20 protein-coding genes are annotated in these 18,008 nt (G+C 40.2%); 2 read left to right on the top strand and 18 right to left on the bottom strand.

Annotated features, from left to right (window positions below; translation table 11 throughout):
* Positions 1-160: 160 nt before the first annotated feature.
* Positions 161-1,174: a lactonase family protein gene (locus tag QM923_RS01805; protein ID WP_414290639.1), complete on the top strand. Its 1,014-nt coding sequence runs from the start codon at positions 161-163 to the stop codon at positions 1,172-1,174.
* Between the two features lie 45 nt (positions 1,175-1,219).
* On the opposite strand, the gene QM923_RS01800 is transcribed toward QM923_RS01805, so the two are convergent.
* The 13 genes from QM923_RS01800 to QM923_RS01740 all read right to left on the bottom strand — a co-directional run bounded on the left by QM923_RS01800 (position 1,220) and on the right by QM923_RS01740 (position 12,974).
* Positions 1,220-1,639, bottom strand: a complete 420-nt coding sequence (locus tag QM923_RS01800; RefSeq protein ID WP_006148659.1) for a F0F1 ATP synthase subunit epsilon — start codon at positions 1,637-1,639, stop codon at positions 1,220-1,222.
* 10 nt (positions 1,640-1,649) lie between these two features.
* A complete protein-coding gene (gene atpD / locus QM923_RS01795) occupies positions 1,650-3,056 on the bottom strand; it encodes a F0F1 ATP synthase subunit beta (protein WP_414272228.1) in 1,407 nt (468 codons plus the stop codon).
* An 80-nt stretch (positions 3,057-3,136) separates the two neighbouring features.
* Positions 3,137-4,015, bottom strand: coding sequence for a F0F1 ATP synthase subunit gamma (locus QM923_RS01790; protein ID WP_414290638.1), 879 nt, complete (start codon positions 4,013-4,015; stop codon positions 3,137-3,139).
* A gap of 15 nt (positions 4,016-4,030) precedes the next feature.
* Positions 4,031-5,536: a F0F1 ATP synthase subunit alpha gene (gene atpA, locus QM923_RS01785; protein ID WP_414290637.1), complete on the bottom strand. Its 1,506-nt coding sequence runs from the start codon at positions 5,534-5,536 to the stop codon at positions 4,031-4,033.
* Positions 5,537-5,550: 14 nt separating this feature from the next.
* Positions 5,551-6,087, bottom strand: coding sequence for a F0F1 ATP synthase subunit delta (locus tag QM923_RS01780; RefSeq protein ID WP_414290636.1), 537 nt, complete (start codon positions 6,085-6,087; stop codon positions 5,551-5,553).
* Positions 6,087-6,581 (bottom strand): F0F1 ATP synthase subunit B, encoded by a 495-nt coding sequence (gene atpF, locus QM923_RS01775; RefSeq protein ID WP_414290635.1) that lies wholly within the window; start codon positions 6,579-6,581, stop codon positions 6,087-6,089. Before atpF ends, QM923_RS01780 begins: the two co-directional genes overlap by 1 nt.
* 18 nt (positions 6,582-6,599) lie before the next feature.
* Positions 6,600-7,316 carry a F0F1 ATP synthase subunit A gene (gene atpB, locus QM923_RS01770; RefSeq protein WP_414290634.1) on the bottom strand — a complete coding sequence of 239 codons (717 nt, stop codon included), beginning with the start codon at positions 7,314-7,316 and terminating at the stop codon, positions 6,600-6,602.
* A gap of 32 nt (positions 7,317-7,348) precedes the next feature.
* The gene (locus QM923_RS01765; RefSeq protein ID WP_004253309.1) at positions 7,349-7,549 is read right to left on the bottom strand and encodes a F0F1 ATP synthase subunit C; all 201 of its coding nucleotides are present in this window, start codon (positions 7,547-7,549) and stop codon (positions 7,349-7,351) included.
* Between the two features lie 229 nt (positions 7,550-7,778).
* Positions 7,779-8,090, bottom strand: a complete 312-nt coding sequence (locus QM923_RS01760; RefSeq protein WP_414290633.1) for a CHY zinc finger protein — start codon at positions 8,088-8,090, stop codon at positions 7,779-7,781.
* A 13-nt stretch (positions 8,091-8,103) separates the two neighbouring features.
* Entirely contained in the window at positions 8,104-9,390 is a 1,287-nt protein-coding gene (locus QM923_RS01755; protein ID WP_414290632.1) for a peptidase U32 family protein, read from the bottom strand.
* A gap of 122 nt (positions 9,391-9,512) precedes the next feature.
* A complete protein-coding gene (locus QM923_RS01750) occupies positions 9,513-11,723 on the bottom strand; it encodes a ComEC/Rec2 family competence protein (RefSeq protein WP_414290631.1) in 2,211 nt (736 codons plus the stop codon).
* Complete coding sequence (locus QM923_RS01745; RefSeq protein WP_414290630.1) at positions 11,707-12,339, bottom strand: helix-hairpin-helix domain-containing protein; 633 nt, start codon at positions 12,337-12,339, stop codon at positions 11,707-11,709. The genes QM923_RS01750 and QM923_RS01745 overlap by 17 nt, the downstream gene beginning before the upstream one ends.
* A 65-nt stretch (positions 12,340-12,404) precedes the next feature.
* Positions 12,405-12,974: a GNAT family N-acetyltransferase gene (locus QM923_RS01740; protein WP_414290629.1), complete on the bottom strand. Its 570-nt coding sequence runs from the start codon at positions 12,972-12,974 to the stop codon at positions 12,405-12,407.
* A gap of 176 nt (positions 12,975-13,150) precedes the next feature.
* On the opposite strand from QM923_RS01740, the gene ald reads away from it, so the two are divergent.
* The gene (gene ald, locus QM923_RS01735; protein ID WP_036757336.1) at positions 13,151-14,263 is read left to right on the top strand and encodes an alanine dehydrogenase; all 1,113 of its coding nucleotides are present in this window, start codon (positions 13,151-13,153) and stop codon (positions 14,261-14,263) included.
* 213 nt (positions 14,264-14,476) lie between these two features.
* Here ald and QM923_RS01730 read toward each other — a convergent pair whose 3' ends face one another.
* From QM923_RS01730 to pyrH, 5 genes are all read right to left on the bottom strand, one after another.
* Positions 14,477-15,463, bottom strand: coding sequence for a PhoH family protein (locus QM923_RS01730; protein ID WP_036752940.1), 987 nt, complete (start codon positions 15,461-15,463; stop codon positions 14,477-14,479).
* Positions 15,464-15,547: 84 nt separating this feature from the next.
* Positions 15,548-15,763 (bottom strand): YozE family protein, encoded by a 216-nt coding sequence (locus QM923_RS01725; RefSeq protein ID WP_001232087.1) that lies wholly within the window; start codon positions 15,761-15,763, stop codon positions 15,548-15,550.
* An 8-nt stretch (positions 15,764-15,771) separates the two neighbouring features.
* A complete protein-coding gene (gene cvfB, locus QM923_RS01720; protein ID WP_414290628.1) occupies positions 15,772-16,626 on the bottom strand; it encodes an RNA-binding virulence regulatory protein CvfB in 855 nt (284 codons plus the stop codon).
* A gap of 60 nt (positions 16,627-16,686) precedes the next feature.
* Positions 16,687-17,244: a ribosome recycling factor gene (frr, locus tag QM923_RS01715; RefSeq protein WP_006152642.1), complete on the bottom strand. Its 558-nt coding sequence runs from the start codon at positions 17,242-17,244 to the stop codon at positions 16,687-16,689.
* Positions 17,245-17,252: 8 nt separating this feature from the next.
* Positions 17,253-17,990 (bottom strand): UMP kinase, encoded by a 738-nt coding sequence (gene pyrH / locus QM923_RS01710; RefSeq protein ID WP_004253279.1) that lies wholly within the window; start codon positions 17,988-17,990, stop codon positions 17,253-17,255.
* Positions 17,991-18,008 lie beyond the last annotated feature (18 nt).

Genomic DNA, 18,008 nt, shown 5'->3' with positions numbered 1-18,008 from the left:
TTATACCATGTTTTAAGAAAAATAAGGTTTTTTTATAGTCTTTTAGCAAGGGATAAATTTGTATTCTTGACAAGGGAAGAGCTATTTGACTGACTTAGATTTTTCATCTAGCAGGCCTTTTTATGTTATAATTGAATTATCTTTTTCTAGAGGTATGAATATGAAAGAAATAGTATATTTTGGAACCTATACACGACGTATTTCTCAAGGGATTTACAAGGCTGATTTTGATACTGAGACTGGCAAACTCTCAAATCTAGAACTATTTGCAACCGAGCCAAGTCCAACCTACCTAGCCTTTGATCAGCATCAGCATCTCTATACTGTCGGAAGCCATGATGACAAAGGTGGAATCGCAGCATACAAAACTGATGGTGTCCTCCTGAATCACGTCGTTGAAGAAGGTGCTCCTCACTGCTATGTTGCAGTCGATGAGACACGGAGTCTAGTTTATGGCGCCAACTATCATAAAGGTCAAGTTCTAGTCTATAAACGTAAAGAAGATGGCTGTCTTGAATTGGCAGACAAAGTTCAACACACTGGCCATGGTCCACATGAAAACCAAGCTTCTCCCCACGTACACTACACCGATTTAACACCAGACCAATATTTAGTAACTTGTGACTTGGGTACTGACGAGGTCACTACCTATGATGTCGATCTAGAAGGAAAGTTGACTAAACTAGCAACTTATAATTGTAATCCCGGTGCTGGTGCTCGTCACCTTGTTTTCCACCACCACTACAAGATTGCTTATCTTATCTGTGAACTCAATAGTACGATTGAAGTATTGATTTACGATGGTGTTGGAGAATTTGAACAAATGCAGGTCATTTCAACCTTACCAGATGACTATAGTGGTTTTAATGGTACTGCGGCTATTCGTCTTTCTAAAGATGGCAAATTCCTCTACGCTTCTAACCGAGGCCATGATTCTATCGCTGTTTATAGCATTTTAGCAGATGGAAGCTTGGAATTATTAGAGATTGTTCCAACCAATGGGAAAAATCCACGTGATTTTGATTTGTCACCTGACCAAGAATTCCTTATCGCTGTTCATCAGGATTCTGATAACGCGACTGTCTTTAAGCGCAATCCTGAAACTGGTAGACTAGCAGAACTCTCTAATGAATTTCATGTTCCTGAAGCAGTCTGCATAAGTTTCACTAAATAAGAAATAATAAAAAATGAACTTGATTTAACAAGTTCATTTTTTATTTTATAATTTATTTCCGACATTGATACGGTTAATAGCACGTTGCAATGCAATTTTAGCACGGCGCTCTTGGTCGATTAAGTGTTTGTCTTGTGCTTCTTCGATTTCACGTTCTGCACGAAGTTTAGCACGTTCTGCACGACTAACATCAATATCGCGTGCACGTTCAGCTGAGTCAGCAATAATGGTAATGACATTATTAGCAATCTCAATAATTCCTCCGTTTACTGCAATCCAGTTCACATGAGTATCATCATCGATTCGTTTAACCTTTACTTCATCAACTGCTAGAACCGCAATCATATTTTCATGTCGTGGCAAGATCCCCATCTCACCATCCAGAGTTCGTACCGATACAAAGCTGGCATGGTGATCATAGACGAGGCCATCTGGTGTCACGATCTGGACAGTTAAATGTGCCATAGATCACCTCTTAAAATCCCATTTTTTCAGCCTTAGCAATAACATCTTCGATTGAACCTACTCCACGGAAGGCATCTTCTGGAAGGTGATCATGTTTACCGTCAAGAATTTCCTTAAATCCACGAACTGTTTCAGCTACTGGAACATAAGATCCTGGTTGACCAGTAAATTGTTCCGCAACGTTGAAGTTTTGTGACAAGAAGAACTGAATACGGCGCGCACGAGCAACCAAAGTCTTTTCTTCATCAGAAAGTTCATCCATACCAAGGATGGCGATGATATCTTGCAACTCATGGTAACGTTGAAGCACACGTTTCACTTCTGCAGCAACTGCATAGTGCTCTTCTCCAACGATTTCAGGCGCCAAGGCACGAGAGCTTGAAGCAAGAGGGTCAACGGCTGGGTAGATCCCCAATTGAACCAACTTACGTTCCAAGTTTGTAGTTGAATCCAAGTGAGCAAAAGCTGTTGCTGGCGCTGGGTCAGTATAGTCATCCGCTGGCACATAGATGGCCTGGATAGAGGTTACAGAACCCTTCTTAGTTGAAGTGATACGTTCTTGCAATTGACCCATTTCTGTTGCAAGGGTTGGCTGGTAACCAACGGCTGATGGCATACGACCCAAAAGGGCAGATACTTCTGAACCAGCTTGTGTGAAACGGAAAATGTTGTCAATGAAGAGAAGAACGTCTTGACCTTCTACATCACGGAAGTATTCAGCGATTGTCAAACCAGTAAGGGCAACACGCATACGGGCTCCTGGTGGCTCATTCATCTGACCAAATACCATGGCTGTTTTTTCGATAACGCCTGATTCTTTCATTTCCCAGTAGAGGTCGTTCCCTTCACGAGTACGTTCCCCAACACCAGTAAATACTGAGATACCACCGTGTTCTTGGGCAATGTTATGAATCAATTCTTGGATCAATACGGTTTTACCAACTCCGGCACCACCAAAGAGCCCGACCTTACCACCTTTAAGGTAAGGGGCAAGAAGGTCGATAACCTTGATCCCTGTTTCTAGAATTTCTGAAGAGGTAGACAATTCATCAAAAGTTGGTGCTTTTTTATGAATTGGCTGACGCTCTGCATCTTCACCAAAAGGAGCTTCCAAGTCAATGGTATCTCCCAAAACGTTGAAGACACGTCCTAGAGTTTCTTTCCCAACTGGTACTGAGATTGGACGACCTGTGTCCAATACTTCCAAACCACGGGTCAAGCCATCAGTTGATTCCATAGCGATGGTACGAATCATACCATCTCCCAACTCTAAGGCTACTTCAAGGACGATTTTTGTTTTTCTTTCGTCATTTTTGTAGACGACAAGTGCATTATTAATCTCTGGTAGTTCCTCACCTGCTGCAAACATGACGTCTACAACGGGACCGATAACCTGAGCAATTTTACCTGAACTCATCTACTTCTCCTATTCTGTATAAGATACTATCGGTTCCTAGTATGACTAGGTCCTAAGTTCATTTCTCTGAGCAAGATGCTTTATTCTAAAGCACTAGCTCCTGCTACGATTTCTGTAATTTCTTGTGTAATCGCCGCCTGTCTGGCACGGTTATACTGAATGGTCAAATCATTGATAACTTTTTTAGCATTATCTGTCGCTGTCTGCATAGCTGTCATCCCAGCAGCATTTTCAGCTGTCTTGGCATCAATAATAGCACCGTAAATCATACTTTCTGCAAACTGTGGCAATAGTTGATTCAAGATTTCTTCACGACTTGTCTCAAGCTCAAAAGTCAAGCTGTAGTTATCATCTGCTTCATTTGGATCCAAGTCGACAATTGGAAGCATCTGCTCCACACGCATTTGACTTGTCAGTGTATTCACGTGGTGGTTGTAGCAAACATAGAGCTCATCGAAAAGTTCATTTTGATACATTTCAATAGTTTTTGAAATAATCTTACGAACTTCATCGAAGCTTGGTTGACTTGCTAAACCACGCAATTCATAAATTGGCTGAATACCACGAGCTTTAAAGAAGTCTGCTCCCATACCACCGATACAGATGACTTCAAAATCATCACCTGAAGGATGGTATTCTTGTTGCAGTTCCATGACTGCCTTCAAGATTGAAGAGTTATAGCCTCCAACAAGACCACGGTCAGAAGTAATGACGATATAGCCTGTTTTTTTGACAGGGCGACTAATCAACATTGGATTCGTTGATCCGCCAGCACCATCTCCGTGAAGGATATCTGTAAGGAGTTTACGAACTTTTTGAGCATAGATTTGAAAGTTGCGTGCAGCTTCTTCAGAACGACCTAACTTAGCTGCAGAAACCATCTGCATGGCGTTAGTAATTTGACTAGTATTTTTCGTTGAGGCGATTTTTGTTTTAATATCATTTAGAGATACTGCCATCTGACACCTCTATTCTTATTGGAAGCTGGATTGATTGAGAAACTCGGTAATCGCAGCATCCAAGACTGCTTCATCTGGCAAGTCTTTTGTTTCACGAATAGTTTCCAAAATCTCAGGATGTTGGGCATCAAAGAAGGCATGAAACTCTTCCTCGAAACGGACAATATCATCTACTGATACAGTATCCAAGAATCCATGAGTCAAGGCATAAAGAATGGTTACTTGTTTCTCAACAGGTAGTGGTTTATGAACAGGTTGTTTCAATACTTCTACAGTACGACGACCACGGTTCAATTTAGCCTGTGTCGCTGCATCCAAGTCTGAACCAAATTTAGTGAAGGCTTCCAACTCTCGGTATGAAGCAAGGTCGATACGAAGAGTACCAGCGACCTTCTTCATGGCTTTAATCTGAGCAGAACCACCAACACGAGATACAGAAGAACCCGCATCAATAGCTGGACGGATACCTGCATTAAAGAGACTATCACTTAGGAAGATTTGTCCATCCGTAATAGAGATTACGTTTGTAGCGATATAGGCTGAGATATCTCCGGCTTGTGTCTCGATAAATGGAAGAGCTGTGATAGATCCTCCACCAAGCTCATCTGAAACCTTAGCAGAACGCTCAAGTAGACGGCTGTGAAGGTAGAAGACATCCCCTGGGAAGGCTTCACGACCTGGAGGACGACGAAGCAAGAGAGAAAGTTCACGATAAGCTACCGCTTGTTTAGATAAGTCATCATAAACAATCAAGACATGCTTCCCTTGATACATGAACTCTTCTGCCATAGCAACTCCTGCATAAGGAGCAAGGAAGAGCAAGGGAGAAGGTTGTGAAGCTGAGGCTGTCACAACGATTGTGTAGTCCAAGGCACCGTACTGACGAAGTGTTTCTACTTGTGTACGAACTGTTGATTCTTTTTGTCCAATCGCTACATAGATACAGATCATATCTTGACCTTTTTGGTTCAAGATAGCGTCAATAGCGATAGTTGTCTTCCCTGTTTGACGGTCACCGATGATCAATTCACGTTGTCCACGACCGATTGGAACAAGGGCGTCAATAGCTTTCAAACCAGTTTGCAACGGTTCTGATACAGACTTACGTTGCATAACACCAGGAGCTGGTGCTTCAACTGGACGAGTTTTGTTTGTGTCGATTGGACCAAGTCCGTCTACAGGACGACCAAGGGGATCGACAACACGTCCAATCAAGCTATCACCAACTGGAACTTCCATGATTTTCCCTGTACGACGAATAGTGTCGCCTTCGCGGATATCTGTAAAGTCTCCAAGGATGATAATACCTACGTCTGTTGATTCCAAGTTTTGCGCCATACCATAAGAGCCATTTTCAAAAATCAACAGCTCACCGCTCATAGCGTTTTCAAGGCCATGAGCACGCGCAATCCCGTCACCGATGTAGGTTACAACACCTGTTTCAGTCACATCAAAATTGGGTTTGAAATTTTCAATTTGTTGCTTAATTAAAGCGCTGATTTCTTGTGCGTTAATTGCCAAAAGAACACCACTTTCTATTTCAAATTTTCCTTAACAACTTTAAGTTGTTGTTTAATACTCACATCAATTGTCTTGTGATTGGCAAAAATAACAAAACCACCGATTAAACTATCGTCAATTTTTTCCTTAATGCTACGAACTTTTAGAGACATCTTTTTCTCGATTAGAGGAATTAGTCGTTCTTTCTGTTCACCAGTCAAAGGATGTGCAGACAAAATAGTCACTTCAAAACGATTGGTTTCTTTTTCAAGACGATTCAAGCAATCTACAATCACATCATAAAACAGGTTTGATCTGTGATTGTAAAGTAGAACCTCGATAAAGTTTTGTACTAAAGGTGACACAGAGTCCTGGAAAAAACGAACCGTTTTTTCTTTATCCGACTCATCTACTGCCACCTGAGCTAAAAAAGAAGGTAAGCCTGTTTCTTCAGCTACTTGCTTGATTTGAGACAAGTCTGAAAAAATAGTGTCTTCTTCTCCTTTTTCAATCACCAATTGGACAAAAGGCATGCTGTATTTTTCAATTACCTTTAGAGTCTTTTTGTCCATTAAGCTTCTCCTAGCTGATCGATATACTGATCAATGAGTTCTTTATGGGCCTGACCGTCAAGGTTTTGAGAGATAATTTTTCCAGCTAGACTGATTGTCAAGTCTGCCACATCTCCCTTAACACTTTGTAAAGCTTCAGCTTTATTTTGAGCAATTTCTTGGTTGGCTTTTTCTTTTAAGCGGCCTGCTTCAAGTTTAGCATCGGCCAAAATATCTGCTTTACTTTTCTCAGCTGTTTCCTTTGCATTCTCGATAATCGTTTTAGCTTCGGTACGGCTACCTGCTAACTCAGTTTCGCGTTTGCTAGCAAGTTCCTCTGCCTTTTTACGGGCTTCTTCGGCACCATCAATATCTGAAGAAATCTTTTCAGCGCGTTCATCTAAGACACTGGTAATATTTCCCCAAGCATATTTCTTCACTAAAAAGATCAATAAAAGGAAGGAACCAGCGATCAGAATAAAGTCACCAATAATGGTACTAATAGTTAAATCCATCTTCTAATCCTCCTCTACTTACTCTTCCCCTTCATTTATTTTTTTACCAATGTACATAGATGACAACATGGTAAATACATAAGCTTGAATACATGAAATGAAAATCGAAAATGCTGTCCATGACATGTTTGCAATAAAGGCAAAAGGATACCAATACAAGGCATGATGTGACAAGGCCAATAGCAATCCTGCTAAAACCTCACCGGCAAAAATATTTCCGTATATCCGAATCGCCAAAGAGGCAAAATTGGTGAACTCTTCTAAAATGTTCATCGGAGTCATAAAGCCAGGTGTAACAAATGCTCTCAAATATTCTTTAACGCCTCTACGACGAACTCCTTCTACATGAGCAATCAAAGTGATCAATAATGAGAGGGATAAATCGTATCCAAGGTTGGCTGTTGGAGAAGTCCACAAGTTATAACCGTTTGTTGTTTGTACTTTTGCCATTAAACCAATATTATTGGCAACCAAGATAAACAAGAATAGAGAAAATAGGAACAAGGAATAGTCCTTGATGTATGAATCTCCAATGTTTGGTTTTGCAAAACTAACCACAAATTCATAAATCATCTCAAGAGCATTTTGTTTGCCCTTGGGACGGATGGTCATTTTTCGACTTGCCCAATAGACAAAGGCAAAAACCATCAAAACAGTTACAAGAGACATGGCAAGCAGGGTCAAATCAAAGGATATTGGTCCAATATTAACGGTTGGATTCAAACTTTCTTCCATGGTTTGACACCTCCATTTCTAAATAGAGTTGTCTATTTAATGACAAATGCCATCGCTAGGGTTACAAAGAAGGTACCTTCTACAAAGGCAACACCAAGAATTAAAAGGCTGCGTAATTGGTCAATAATTTCAGGTTGACGAGCGGCAGACTTGAAGAGATTACTCATAATCAATCCTTCAGCAATAGATACACCCATACAGGCAAGACAAAGTCCGAAAAATGTTAAATTCATGACGAATTCTCCTTTTTTAAATTAAATTTACCCTTCTAGTTTAGTCCTAAAATTTGCTTTTGTCAACTTTTTACTAGTAATGAAAGCGTTTCGAATCATTTATTTCTAATTTTACGATTTTCAAGACAATTATATAGAAAATTTTATTGTCTTTTCATACCACTTTCACTACCTTTCCTTGTTTTCTGAAAACAAAAAACCGAGTTTTACAACTCGGTTTTGTCAGTTCTTATCTGAAATAAATTGAGTAATGATTTTGACAAGCTGGATTAAATGCAGCATTACAAAATGGACAAGTGCCCGTCTCTGTATACTCCTCATACCTTAGTGTTTTCCCACAGGAGCCACATAAGATAGGTCTATCCTCTTTCAGATTTAAAGGATAGGGAGAAAATATGTGCGACTCTAGTTCATTATGACACTGATAACAAGCATAGTATTTTTGACACTCATAGCACTGAAGTGCTGCGATATCCTTATCACTATGGTAATGAACACATCTGCTTTCATGATCTACTAGTAAGCCCTGAGCTTGAACCATTCTTTTTCCTTATCTAGGCACGAACTGTGACGCTTGTTCCATCTTCTTTGTAAAGATTGATCAGGCCTTCTTTCAAAGCACGTACCATGTCACCAGCTTGAACAGGTTGAGGAACCTTGATAGTCAAAAGTTCCATTGGATTTGGGGCGCGATCGATTTTATTTCCTTTGGCATCGTGAAGGTCTTCGATAAAAGTTTCAAAATGACGGAAGCCTGGACCGTAGAACTCAACTTGGTCGCCTTCGTTGATAACATTACGTTGGCGGATGGTTGCTGTCTGAGTCGCATCATCATAAGCTACTACTTCAGCAACAAACTTGTATTCTGGAATCTTACGACGAGCTCCGAAAAGTTGCTCATTTTCAGATGGTGTCCCATAGTAGAAACCTGTAGCCAATTCACGTTGGGCAACCTTCCACATTTCATCAATCAAGTCTTGCTTGATTGCTTCAAACTTTTCAGGGCTTTCAAGGTAAGCATCGACTGCAGCCTTGTAGCAGTTTGTTACTGTTGAAACATAGTGGATCGACTTCATACGGCCTTCAATCTTAAGACTGTCCACACCATTTTCAATCATATCAGGGATATGGTCAATCATAGACATATCAACCGCAGACATAGAGAATTCTTCAGGAATTTCTCCCTTAAGACTCTTACGTTCTTGACCAAATGGCATATCGTAAAGGTCATATTTCCAACGGCAAGATTGTGAACATCCACCACGGTTGGCGTCACGCATACTCATATGGTTAGAAAGAGTACAACGACCAGAGTATGAGATACACATAGCACCATGGACGAAGGCTTCAATCTCAACATCTGTACGTTTGCGAATCTCTGCCAATTCTTCCATAGAAACCTCACGCGCCAAAACGACACGCGTCAATCCAAGTTCTTTCCAGAATTCTAGAGTTTCATAGTTGGTAGCACTTGCTTGAGTTGAAAGGTGAATTTCAAGTCCTGGTGCTTCTGTTGCTGCAATCATGATCAAGGCTGGATCAGACACGATAACCGCTGCAATCCCAATATCACGTAATTTACGGAACCATTCTCCGGCACCTTCTTCGTTTCCTTCGTGCATAACCATATTGGCAGCCACATATACCTTAGCTCCATACTTAGCCGCGAACTGAACTCCTTCTTCCATTTGTTCGAAAGTAAAGTTCCCTGCACGGCTACGTAAACCATAGGCCTGCCCACCGATAAAGACAGCATCTGCTCCATATTGAACAGCTACTTTTAGTTTTTCAAGTGTTCCTGCAGGTGATAGAACCTCAGGACGTTTCAAAGTTTTTGTCATGTTTTCTCCTATTTGCAATATAAAAGTTTGACACTAATCTTTACCATTTTATAGCAAAAAGGTTCTAAAATCAAGTTTTGATTGATTGTTTAGACAATTTTAATTTTCTTGAAAAGCTAAGCTCAGCGAACTGTTTCTATTTGCCAAGCACCCCAACCTTTAAAACGAATGGCCCCCTTTTGATCCGTTTTGTAAATCGAATTCCCAAATTCTTGGTTATTCTCCCCATTTTTTTCTTTAAATTTTTTCTTCTTGTCTACAGAAATGACAGTAATTTTAGGCTGAAAGATTTCGAAGACTTGGACATCTGTCTTTTTCTTCGATGCTTGCTGATGAGTTAGCACTACATCTGCTTGGATTTTTGGATAAGACTTGTTCAAGAACTTCTCCTCTATATTTCCAGTGACTAGAAAAGTTTGATTTAGTAGCTTTCCATACATTGCTATTGAGGCTTTACTATCCCTGTTTTGATTTTCGATTACTTCTAAACTACTCCCAAAAATAACTAACTGCTCTCCTGTTTTAATAGGACGTACTTTCAAGTTACTTTCCTTTAATTTATCCATAAATTCTCTTTTAGATAGAGTTTCTTCAGTTACTAGAATCTCTCCAAGATTGAATGCTTTACTAATTTCTAGTAGATGGTCTAGTTGCTTAGGTTCACTATCCGTTAAAACAAGCTGATCAATCTTTGCCACTCCTCGACTTTTCAGATAGGGAATTAAACTCCGTTTGGCAACACTCGAGGTGACTTTCTCCTGCCAAGCTTCTTTTTTCTCAACTGCTAACTTTTCACCGACATCCAGTAATATTGTCTTTCCTGTCATGTCTCTTAGAAAAATGCTCCGTCCCTGCTCCATGTCTAGAACTGTGATTTCATTTTCCAGTGGATGTTTGGTTACTAAGAAAAGGGAAACGAAAAATAGGATAAGCAAAGGTGCTTTCTTCAAATTTTTACGATAATCATAAATTAGCGCTAAAGAGACTAATAGACATACCAAAACCCAAAGACTCGGTTGACCAAAAACAAAGGGTCTAGTAGATAGCTGAGAAACATAGCGTATGATGTTCTCTAGCCATTCAAAGAGAAAGTTAAACTGAGTAACAGGATATATCCATGACAGACAGAAGAGCATTGATAAAAGTGGTAGAAAGACCATATCAAATAAAAAAGAAAAGACAAAGGTTAAGAGTATGGACCAAGGTTGAAATTCAGAAAAATAGAATGATAAAATTGGCAGAATTCCTAAGGAAATAATGAAACTTTCTCTAACTAGACCTTTTATTCCTCCTACTTCTTCACCAGTCATGGTCAGGATAAAGGCATAGGCACAGGAGAGCACTCCACCAGCAGTTAGGAAGAAATTCGGCATGATAAGAAATAGAATAAGAATCGTAAAAGCAAAATTATCCAGTCCCTTGAAGCCATGCTGAGCCAAAAGTTTTTGTAACAGACTTCTAATAACAGAAGCTGAGAACCCTGTCAAACCTGCATAGACCAAAGAAAAGGGATAGGCAAGCCATTTGAACTTCTCTTGCGTCAAACCCAATCGTAAGAGTGACTTTTTAAAAGCATTCATGAAGAAACCAACCTGCATTCCTGACAAAGCAAAAAGATGAATAATCCCTAAACTTGAGTAGAGTTCATTCATTTCCTCAAAATCTGTGTCCAAGTGCCCTAATAAAAGACCTGTCATATAATTACGCATGGGGTCAGGAAATTTCCTTTTTATCCAGACAACTGCCTTTCTTCGCAAACTGGATAGATTTTCTCCTATATCCCAGCTGGATATTTTCTTTAATTCGACAATTTCCGATATCGTTAAGGTCTGATAAATCCCCTGTGTTTTGAGATAGTTCCGATAATCAAATCCCGCAAAATTATTCGCACCATGAGGACTAGCTAGTTTTCCTTTTACTACCATCTCATGAAGTTCTGATAACTCTTTAAGCCTTTCCTTTTCAGCCTCTGACTGGAATTTATAATAGACCTGAAAGAGTCTGCCATCAGCCTTCCCACGAAAGGATAAACTATCTCCATTGACCTTGATCGTATCAGGCAAGATTCGTACCGTATTAACGGAGTCAACAAGATGTTGACTCGTTTCTTCTTGTTGCCATTTTTGAAATATAAACCAGCTTCCAAAAAGACCACAAACAAAGAGAACCTTGACCACAGTCTTCCATGGAAATTGAAAAAAGAGGCAGAGCAGTAAAAAGACAAAGCCCAAAAGTGCTAAAAAGCTTGCTGAAAAGATAGCATAGTAGAGCCAAAGCAGGAGAAAACTAAGATAGATTTTGGGGATGGGAAATCGACTAATCCACTGTGACATACTCTTTTAACTTTTCTATCGTTTTTGCACCAATACCAGAAACCTTTTTGAGCTCATCAACTGACTTGAACTTACCGTTGGACTCACGATGGTCGATGATATCCTGAGCACGTTTGGCTCCCAACCCCTTGACTTGTTTTAGCTCCTCTAAACTGGCTTTATTGAGATTGACTTTCTTGTTTTCTTTGGTGTTGGAAGCACTTGATGGCATTTCTTGACTAGTAGCTTCTTCCTTAGTCGGAACATAAACAAGTGCTTCATCACTAATTCTCTGGGCAAGATTGATAGACTTACTGTCTGCATTATCTGTCAAGCCACCCGCTTTCTGGACAGCATCGTTGATACGACTTCCAACTGGCAAATCATAGATTCCAGGTGATTTGACCGCTCCTTTTACATCAACAGTAATCAGATCTTGCTCCACCACTTCTTCCTTCTGATTTTTATCTTCCTTTTCATCCTTTGAAACAGTTGTAACTTCTGTTTGCAAATTGCTTTCCTTAGCCGGTGTTTGAGCGACTGGCTTTAGGAGGAAAAATCCGCCTAAGACTAAACCCAAAATAGCACAGATAACAATGATTTTATATTCTTTGATTTTCTCAATAAGTTCTTCCATATTTTCTCCTCTCTTAGCTTATTCGTAAGAGAAAGAAAAAACAGCTAAAAAATCTTTTCAACTGCTTACTTATTTGCAAAATAATCTTCCTTTGTCAATACATAATGGACATCTGTTACGAATCTTCCAGGTTCACTTTTATCCATTCTAGCATATGGTTCTTCGTGAGAGAAACGCATTCCTGATTTCTCCATGACCTTTCCTGATGCGGGATTATCCTTATCATGAAAGGCATCTAACTTATTCATTCCTATCTTTTCAAAAGCCAGTTCAATTACAGCTCGATTGGCTTCAGTTGTCAAACCTTGATTCCAATATTTTTGATTGATAATATAACCAATGGTTGCCTTCTTAAGAACAGCATCCAACTTGTGCAGGTCAATAGTTCCGATAAACTCTCCAGTACTTTTTAGTTCAATTCCCCATCGGCCCAATGGATTGGCTAAATAAAACTGGGCAATATTATTCTTGGTTTCCTCCAGACTTTGATTGGTTGGAAAAGTGTAGCGTGTATTTTCCTTGTCTGAAGCATATTCAAACATGGCTTCTGCATCATCAAGTGTTACTGGTCTAAGTACTAAGCGTTCTGTTTCGATAATTTGATGCTTCGCTAGTTTGATAAATAGTGATTCCATGATTTCACCTCCTAAAATAGGTTGGTAAAAGAATAACATAAAAGAAATAGGTTTACAAGTTTTTCTTGCAATTTATAGCGGTTTTATATAAAATAAGAACATCACAAGAAATGACTGGGTTCTTCCTGTGATGATTTCGTATAAGAACCTAGATGTTAAATAAGGAGCTAATCTCTATGTTAATTGGAATTCCAAAGGAAATTAAAAACAATGAAAATCGTGTTGCTTTGACACCTGCTGGTGTACAGAGTCTTGTTGGTCGTGGTCACCGTGTCCTCATCGAAACAAATGCGGGACTTGGATCTGGTTTTGCTGATGCTGACTATGAAAAGCAAGGAGCTGAGATTGTCGCAACTGCTGCTGAAGCCTGGGCTGCTGAATTGGTAGTTAAAGTCAAGGAACCCCTAGCTAGTGAGTACCAGTTCTTGCGTGACGATTTACTTCTCTTCACCTACTTGCACATGGCAGCAGCCCCAGAATTAGCGGATGCTATGCTTGCAGCGAAAACAACAGGTGTTGCTTATGAAACTGTACGCAATACTGAAGGTCAACTTCCTCTATTGGTTCCAATGAGTGAGGTTGCAGGTCGTATGGCTGTCCAAATCGGAGCTCACTTCTTGACGAAACAAGCTGGTGGTTCTGGAGTTCTTTTAGGTGGTGTCCCAGGTGTACCAAAAGGAAAAGTAACCATTATCGGTGGTGGTGTCGTTGGTACACACGCAGCACGTATCGCTCTTGGTTTAGGAGCTCAAGTAACTATTCTTGATATCAGCGCTAAACGTCTCTCTGAACTTGAAGATGTCTTTGGTCACCAAATCCAAACACTCATGTCTAACCCATTTAATATCGAAGCAAGTGTGCGTGAGGCAGACGTTGTTATCGGTGCAGTATTGATTCCTGGTGCCAAAGCTCCAAAATTAGTGACAGATGACATGGTTCAACAAATGCGTCCTGGTTCTGTCATCGTAGACGTTGCTGTAGACCAAGGTGGTGTTATTGCAACAGCTGACCGTGTGACAACCCATGATGAGCCTGTCTATGAAAAACACGGTGTTCTCCACTATGCAGTTGCTAACATTCCTGGAGCAGTTGCTCGTACTTCTACTATCGCCCTTACAAATGTGACTCTTCCTTATATCGAAGCCTTGGCAGGAAAAGGATTTAAGAAAGCAATCCTTGAAGATGCTGGTTTGCTTGAAGGTGTAACAACTTATCAAGGTCAACTCACAAGTCAACCAGTTGCTGAAGGTTTAGAACGTGACTTCACACCTATCAGTGAACTTGTCTAAAATGATTTATAAATTAAAACTATAAAAATAAGAGGCTGGGACAAAAGTCCTAGCCTCTCATTTGTCTTTGGATTGTCGAGCAAGACGCAGTGGTTGAGTGGGCTCTACTGCGCTGATTTCATCAGCTTTTACAGCCCTACTCAACTGTGCGGAGGTGGGACGACGAAATCGAATTCTAACGAATTACCGATTTCTGTCCCACTCTCTTTTTCTTTATTCTGTTTCTTCTTGATTTTCTTCAGCTTTGACAGGTCGAGGTTCATAGGCTCTGATAATCTGAGCAACGACTGGATGTCGAACCACATCCTTAGCTGAGAAGTGTACAAAGTCGATTTGGTGAATGTTCTTAAGTTTTTCTTGGGCATCGATTAAGCCTGACTTGACATTGCGAGGTAGGTCAATTTGACTAATATCACCATTGACAATCATTTTAGAATTGAATCCAAGACGTGTCAAGAACATCTTCATCTGCATGATGGTTGTATTTTGGGCTTCATCCAAAATGACAAAGGCATCATCCAAGGTACGTCCACGCATGTAGGCCAAAGGCGCAATCTCAATAATTTCTCGCTCCATGAGACGAGTTGTTTGGTCCTTCCCTAAGATCTGATATAAAGCATCATAGACTGGTCGAAGATAAGGGTCTACCTTTTCTTTCAAATCACCAGGTAGAAATCCTAGGCTTTCTCCAGCTTCTACTGCTGGACGAGTCAGGATGATACGCTTAACTTGACCACGTTTAAGAGCTGTAACAGCCAAGGTCACTGCTAGGAAAGTTTTTCCTGTCCCCGCTGGCCCAATCCCGAAGGTAACATCATGATTCTTAACACTATCAACATAAAGTTTTTGTCCCAGTGTCTTGACCCGAATCGGCTTACCAGTATTGTCTTTGATAATCTCTTCTTCATAGAGGGCAACAAACTTATCGATTTCATTGTTTCTAACCATATTGATGGCTGTCACCACATCCGGAGTTCCTACTGTCATGCCACGATTGACCAAGACCATCAAGGCTTGAATTACTTGCCGTGCTTCTTCACAAGAAGACTCCTCTCCCAAGACTTGTACAATCTCTGTACGAGCATGGATGATAACATCTAACTCATCCTCCATCAAGCGAAGATGGCGTTCATTGGAACCAAAAAGATGAAACAGGTCATCTGGATGACTTAACTGAATGTCTATTGAATGTTCCTTCAAATAAAGAACCTCTCTAACTCTTTAATTTCTTTTTATTATAGCAAAGGCAATTAGAAATTGCTATCCCTAACACCTATGGTATCTTTAATGTTCTAAATATTCCTGCCAGATACGATCGAAGTCTCCCATATTAAAGGAAAAACTAGCATGTTCTTCTAAAAATCGACTCACCTGATCGAAATCATCCGTATGTTTTGGGAAGGCTGACTCCTCAAAGGCAAGATCCGCTAAAATTGCTTTGGGACTATTACTTTTAGGATTACGCTCTGTCATAAGCCAAGTATAAAATGATTTTCGCATAAGCCTCCCTAAATTAACTCTGTACCAAATTGGTCTTGTTTAATCTTTCCAGCTTTCATTAAACCACCAAGCGCTTTTTTAAACTGACCTTTTGAGATACCAAAGGTAGCCTTAATGTCATCTGGTGAAGATTTATCATTTAAGGTCATAAATCCACCATTACTTTCCAAGTAAGTCAGAATCATTTGTGCATCGTTTTCTAACATCTCAAAAGAGCGAGGTTTTAGTGATAGATTAAGAGTTCGGTCAACTTCACGGAAACCAATGACACGCACATCTAACACTTGCCCCAAACGTGGCTCTGCATAGCGCTCACTTGGATGGATAAATCCAAGCATGTTGTTTTCTGGTAGATAGACAAAAGTTCCTGATAACTTAAGACGATAAACGATTGCAGGCCAGTTCTGATTTTGCATGTTGTTATATGCTGGACGTGCCAAACGTTGGAAGTCTTCCTGATAAGCCAAAACTCCCCAGATACGATCTTTCTTGTCTACTTCTAGACGAATATAAAGTTTATCGCCCTTCTTAGGCCAAAGCTCTTTCAGTTCAGGTAGGATATCCAGTGACACAACGATTCCCTTGTCAGGAAGCCCTGTATCAACAAAAACACCCAAGTCCTTACGCACTTCTGTGACAGTTCCCCAACCAAATTGGTCCTGACTTGCAGTCACTTCTAGGGTTGTTAATCTCAATTTTTGCTTCATGTCTGTGTATGCAAAACCTTTGACCGTATCACCAACTGTATGCTGACCTTCTTCCTTAGCAAGAGCGTATGTTTGACCATCCTTTTGAACAAAGTAAAAACGGTCATTTTCATCGATGATAAGTCCAACGATAAAACTTGCAAGATTTGTATTCATGTTTCCTTCTTTCGAATAAAACTCAGCCAGCAATGCCAACTGAGTTTTTCTGTTTATTTCTTAGACTTCCAAGATTTCTTTTTCTTTATTGGCAGTCATATCGTCGATGTGTTTAACAGCATCGTCTGTCGCTTTTTGAATATCTTTTTCAAGAGTCTTCAATTCATCTTCAGTGATTTCTTTAGCTTTTTCTTGTTTTTTAGCTTCATCCATAGCATCACGACGAATATTACGAATCGCTACTTTAGCATTTTCACCAACTTTTTTCACTTCTTTAGCGAGGTCGCGACGAGTTTCTTCTGTAAGAGCTGGGATTACCAAGCGAATAACAGAACCATCGTTAGCTGGTGTAATACCAAGATCTGAAGCGTTCAAAGCACGCTCGATATCCTTCAATGAAGATTTATCAAATGGTGTTACCAACAAGACACGCGCTTCAGGAATTGTGATAGAAGCGATTTGGTTAAGAGGTGTTTCGACACCATAGTATTCAACAGTAATACGGTCAAGCAAGCTAGCGTTAGCACGACCTGCACGGATACCACCAAACTCACGCGCAAGTGAGTGGTGAGATTGAGTCATTCTCTCTTTAGCTTTTTCTACAATTGCGTTAGCCATAATTTTTCTTATTCCTTTTCTTCGATATTGTTTGAAACTGTTGTTCCGATATTTTCACCAAATACAACACGTTTGATATTGCCCGGTTGGTTCATATTAAAGACTACCAAGTCAATATCGTTATCCATAGATAGAGTTGAAGCTGTTGAATCCATGATACGGAGTCCTTTATTAATAACATCACGGTGAGTCAATTCTTCAAATTTAACAGCCGTTTTATCTTTCTTAGGATCTGCATTGTAGACACCGTCTACACCATTCTTAGCCATCAAAATAGCGTCCGCTTCAATCTCAGCTGCACGAAGAGCGGCTGTTGTATCTGTAGAGAAGTAAGGTGAACCAATTCCCGCGCCAAAGATAACGATACGTCCTTTTTCAAGGTGGCGAAGGGCACGTCCACGAATATAAGGCTCTGCTACTTGTTGCATGGCAATAGCTGTTTGTACACGAGTATCAACACCAGCTTGTTGCAATGAATCTGCCATCACAAGAGCATTCATGACTGTCCCAAGCATTCCAGTGTAATCCGCTTGAACGCGATCCATACCAGCTTCTGCTGCAGGTTCTCCACGCCAAAGGTTTCCACCACCGATAACCAAGGCGATTTCAATTCCTAGCTCGTGAACTTCCTTGATTTCTTGGGCCATACTTTGGACGGTTTTGATATCAATACCGACACCACGTTCGCCAGCAAGGGCTTCACCAGATAGCTTGATTAAGATACGTTTATACTTAGGTTCTACCATTTTCTCTCTCCTTTTTTC

Source organism: Streptococcus infantis (genome assembly GCF_047463275.1).
In the GTDB taxonomy this organism is placed as follows: Bacteria; Bacillota; Bacilli; order Lactobacillales; family Streptococcaceae; genus Streptococcus; species Streptococcus infantis_AF.
This window is presented reverse-complemented; position numbering and strand designations above follow the sequence as displayed.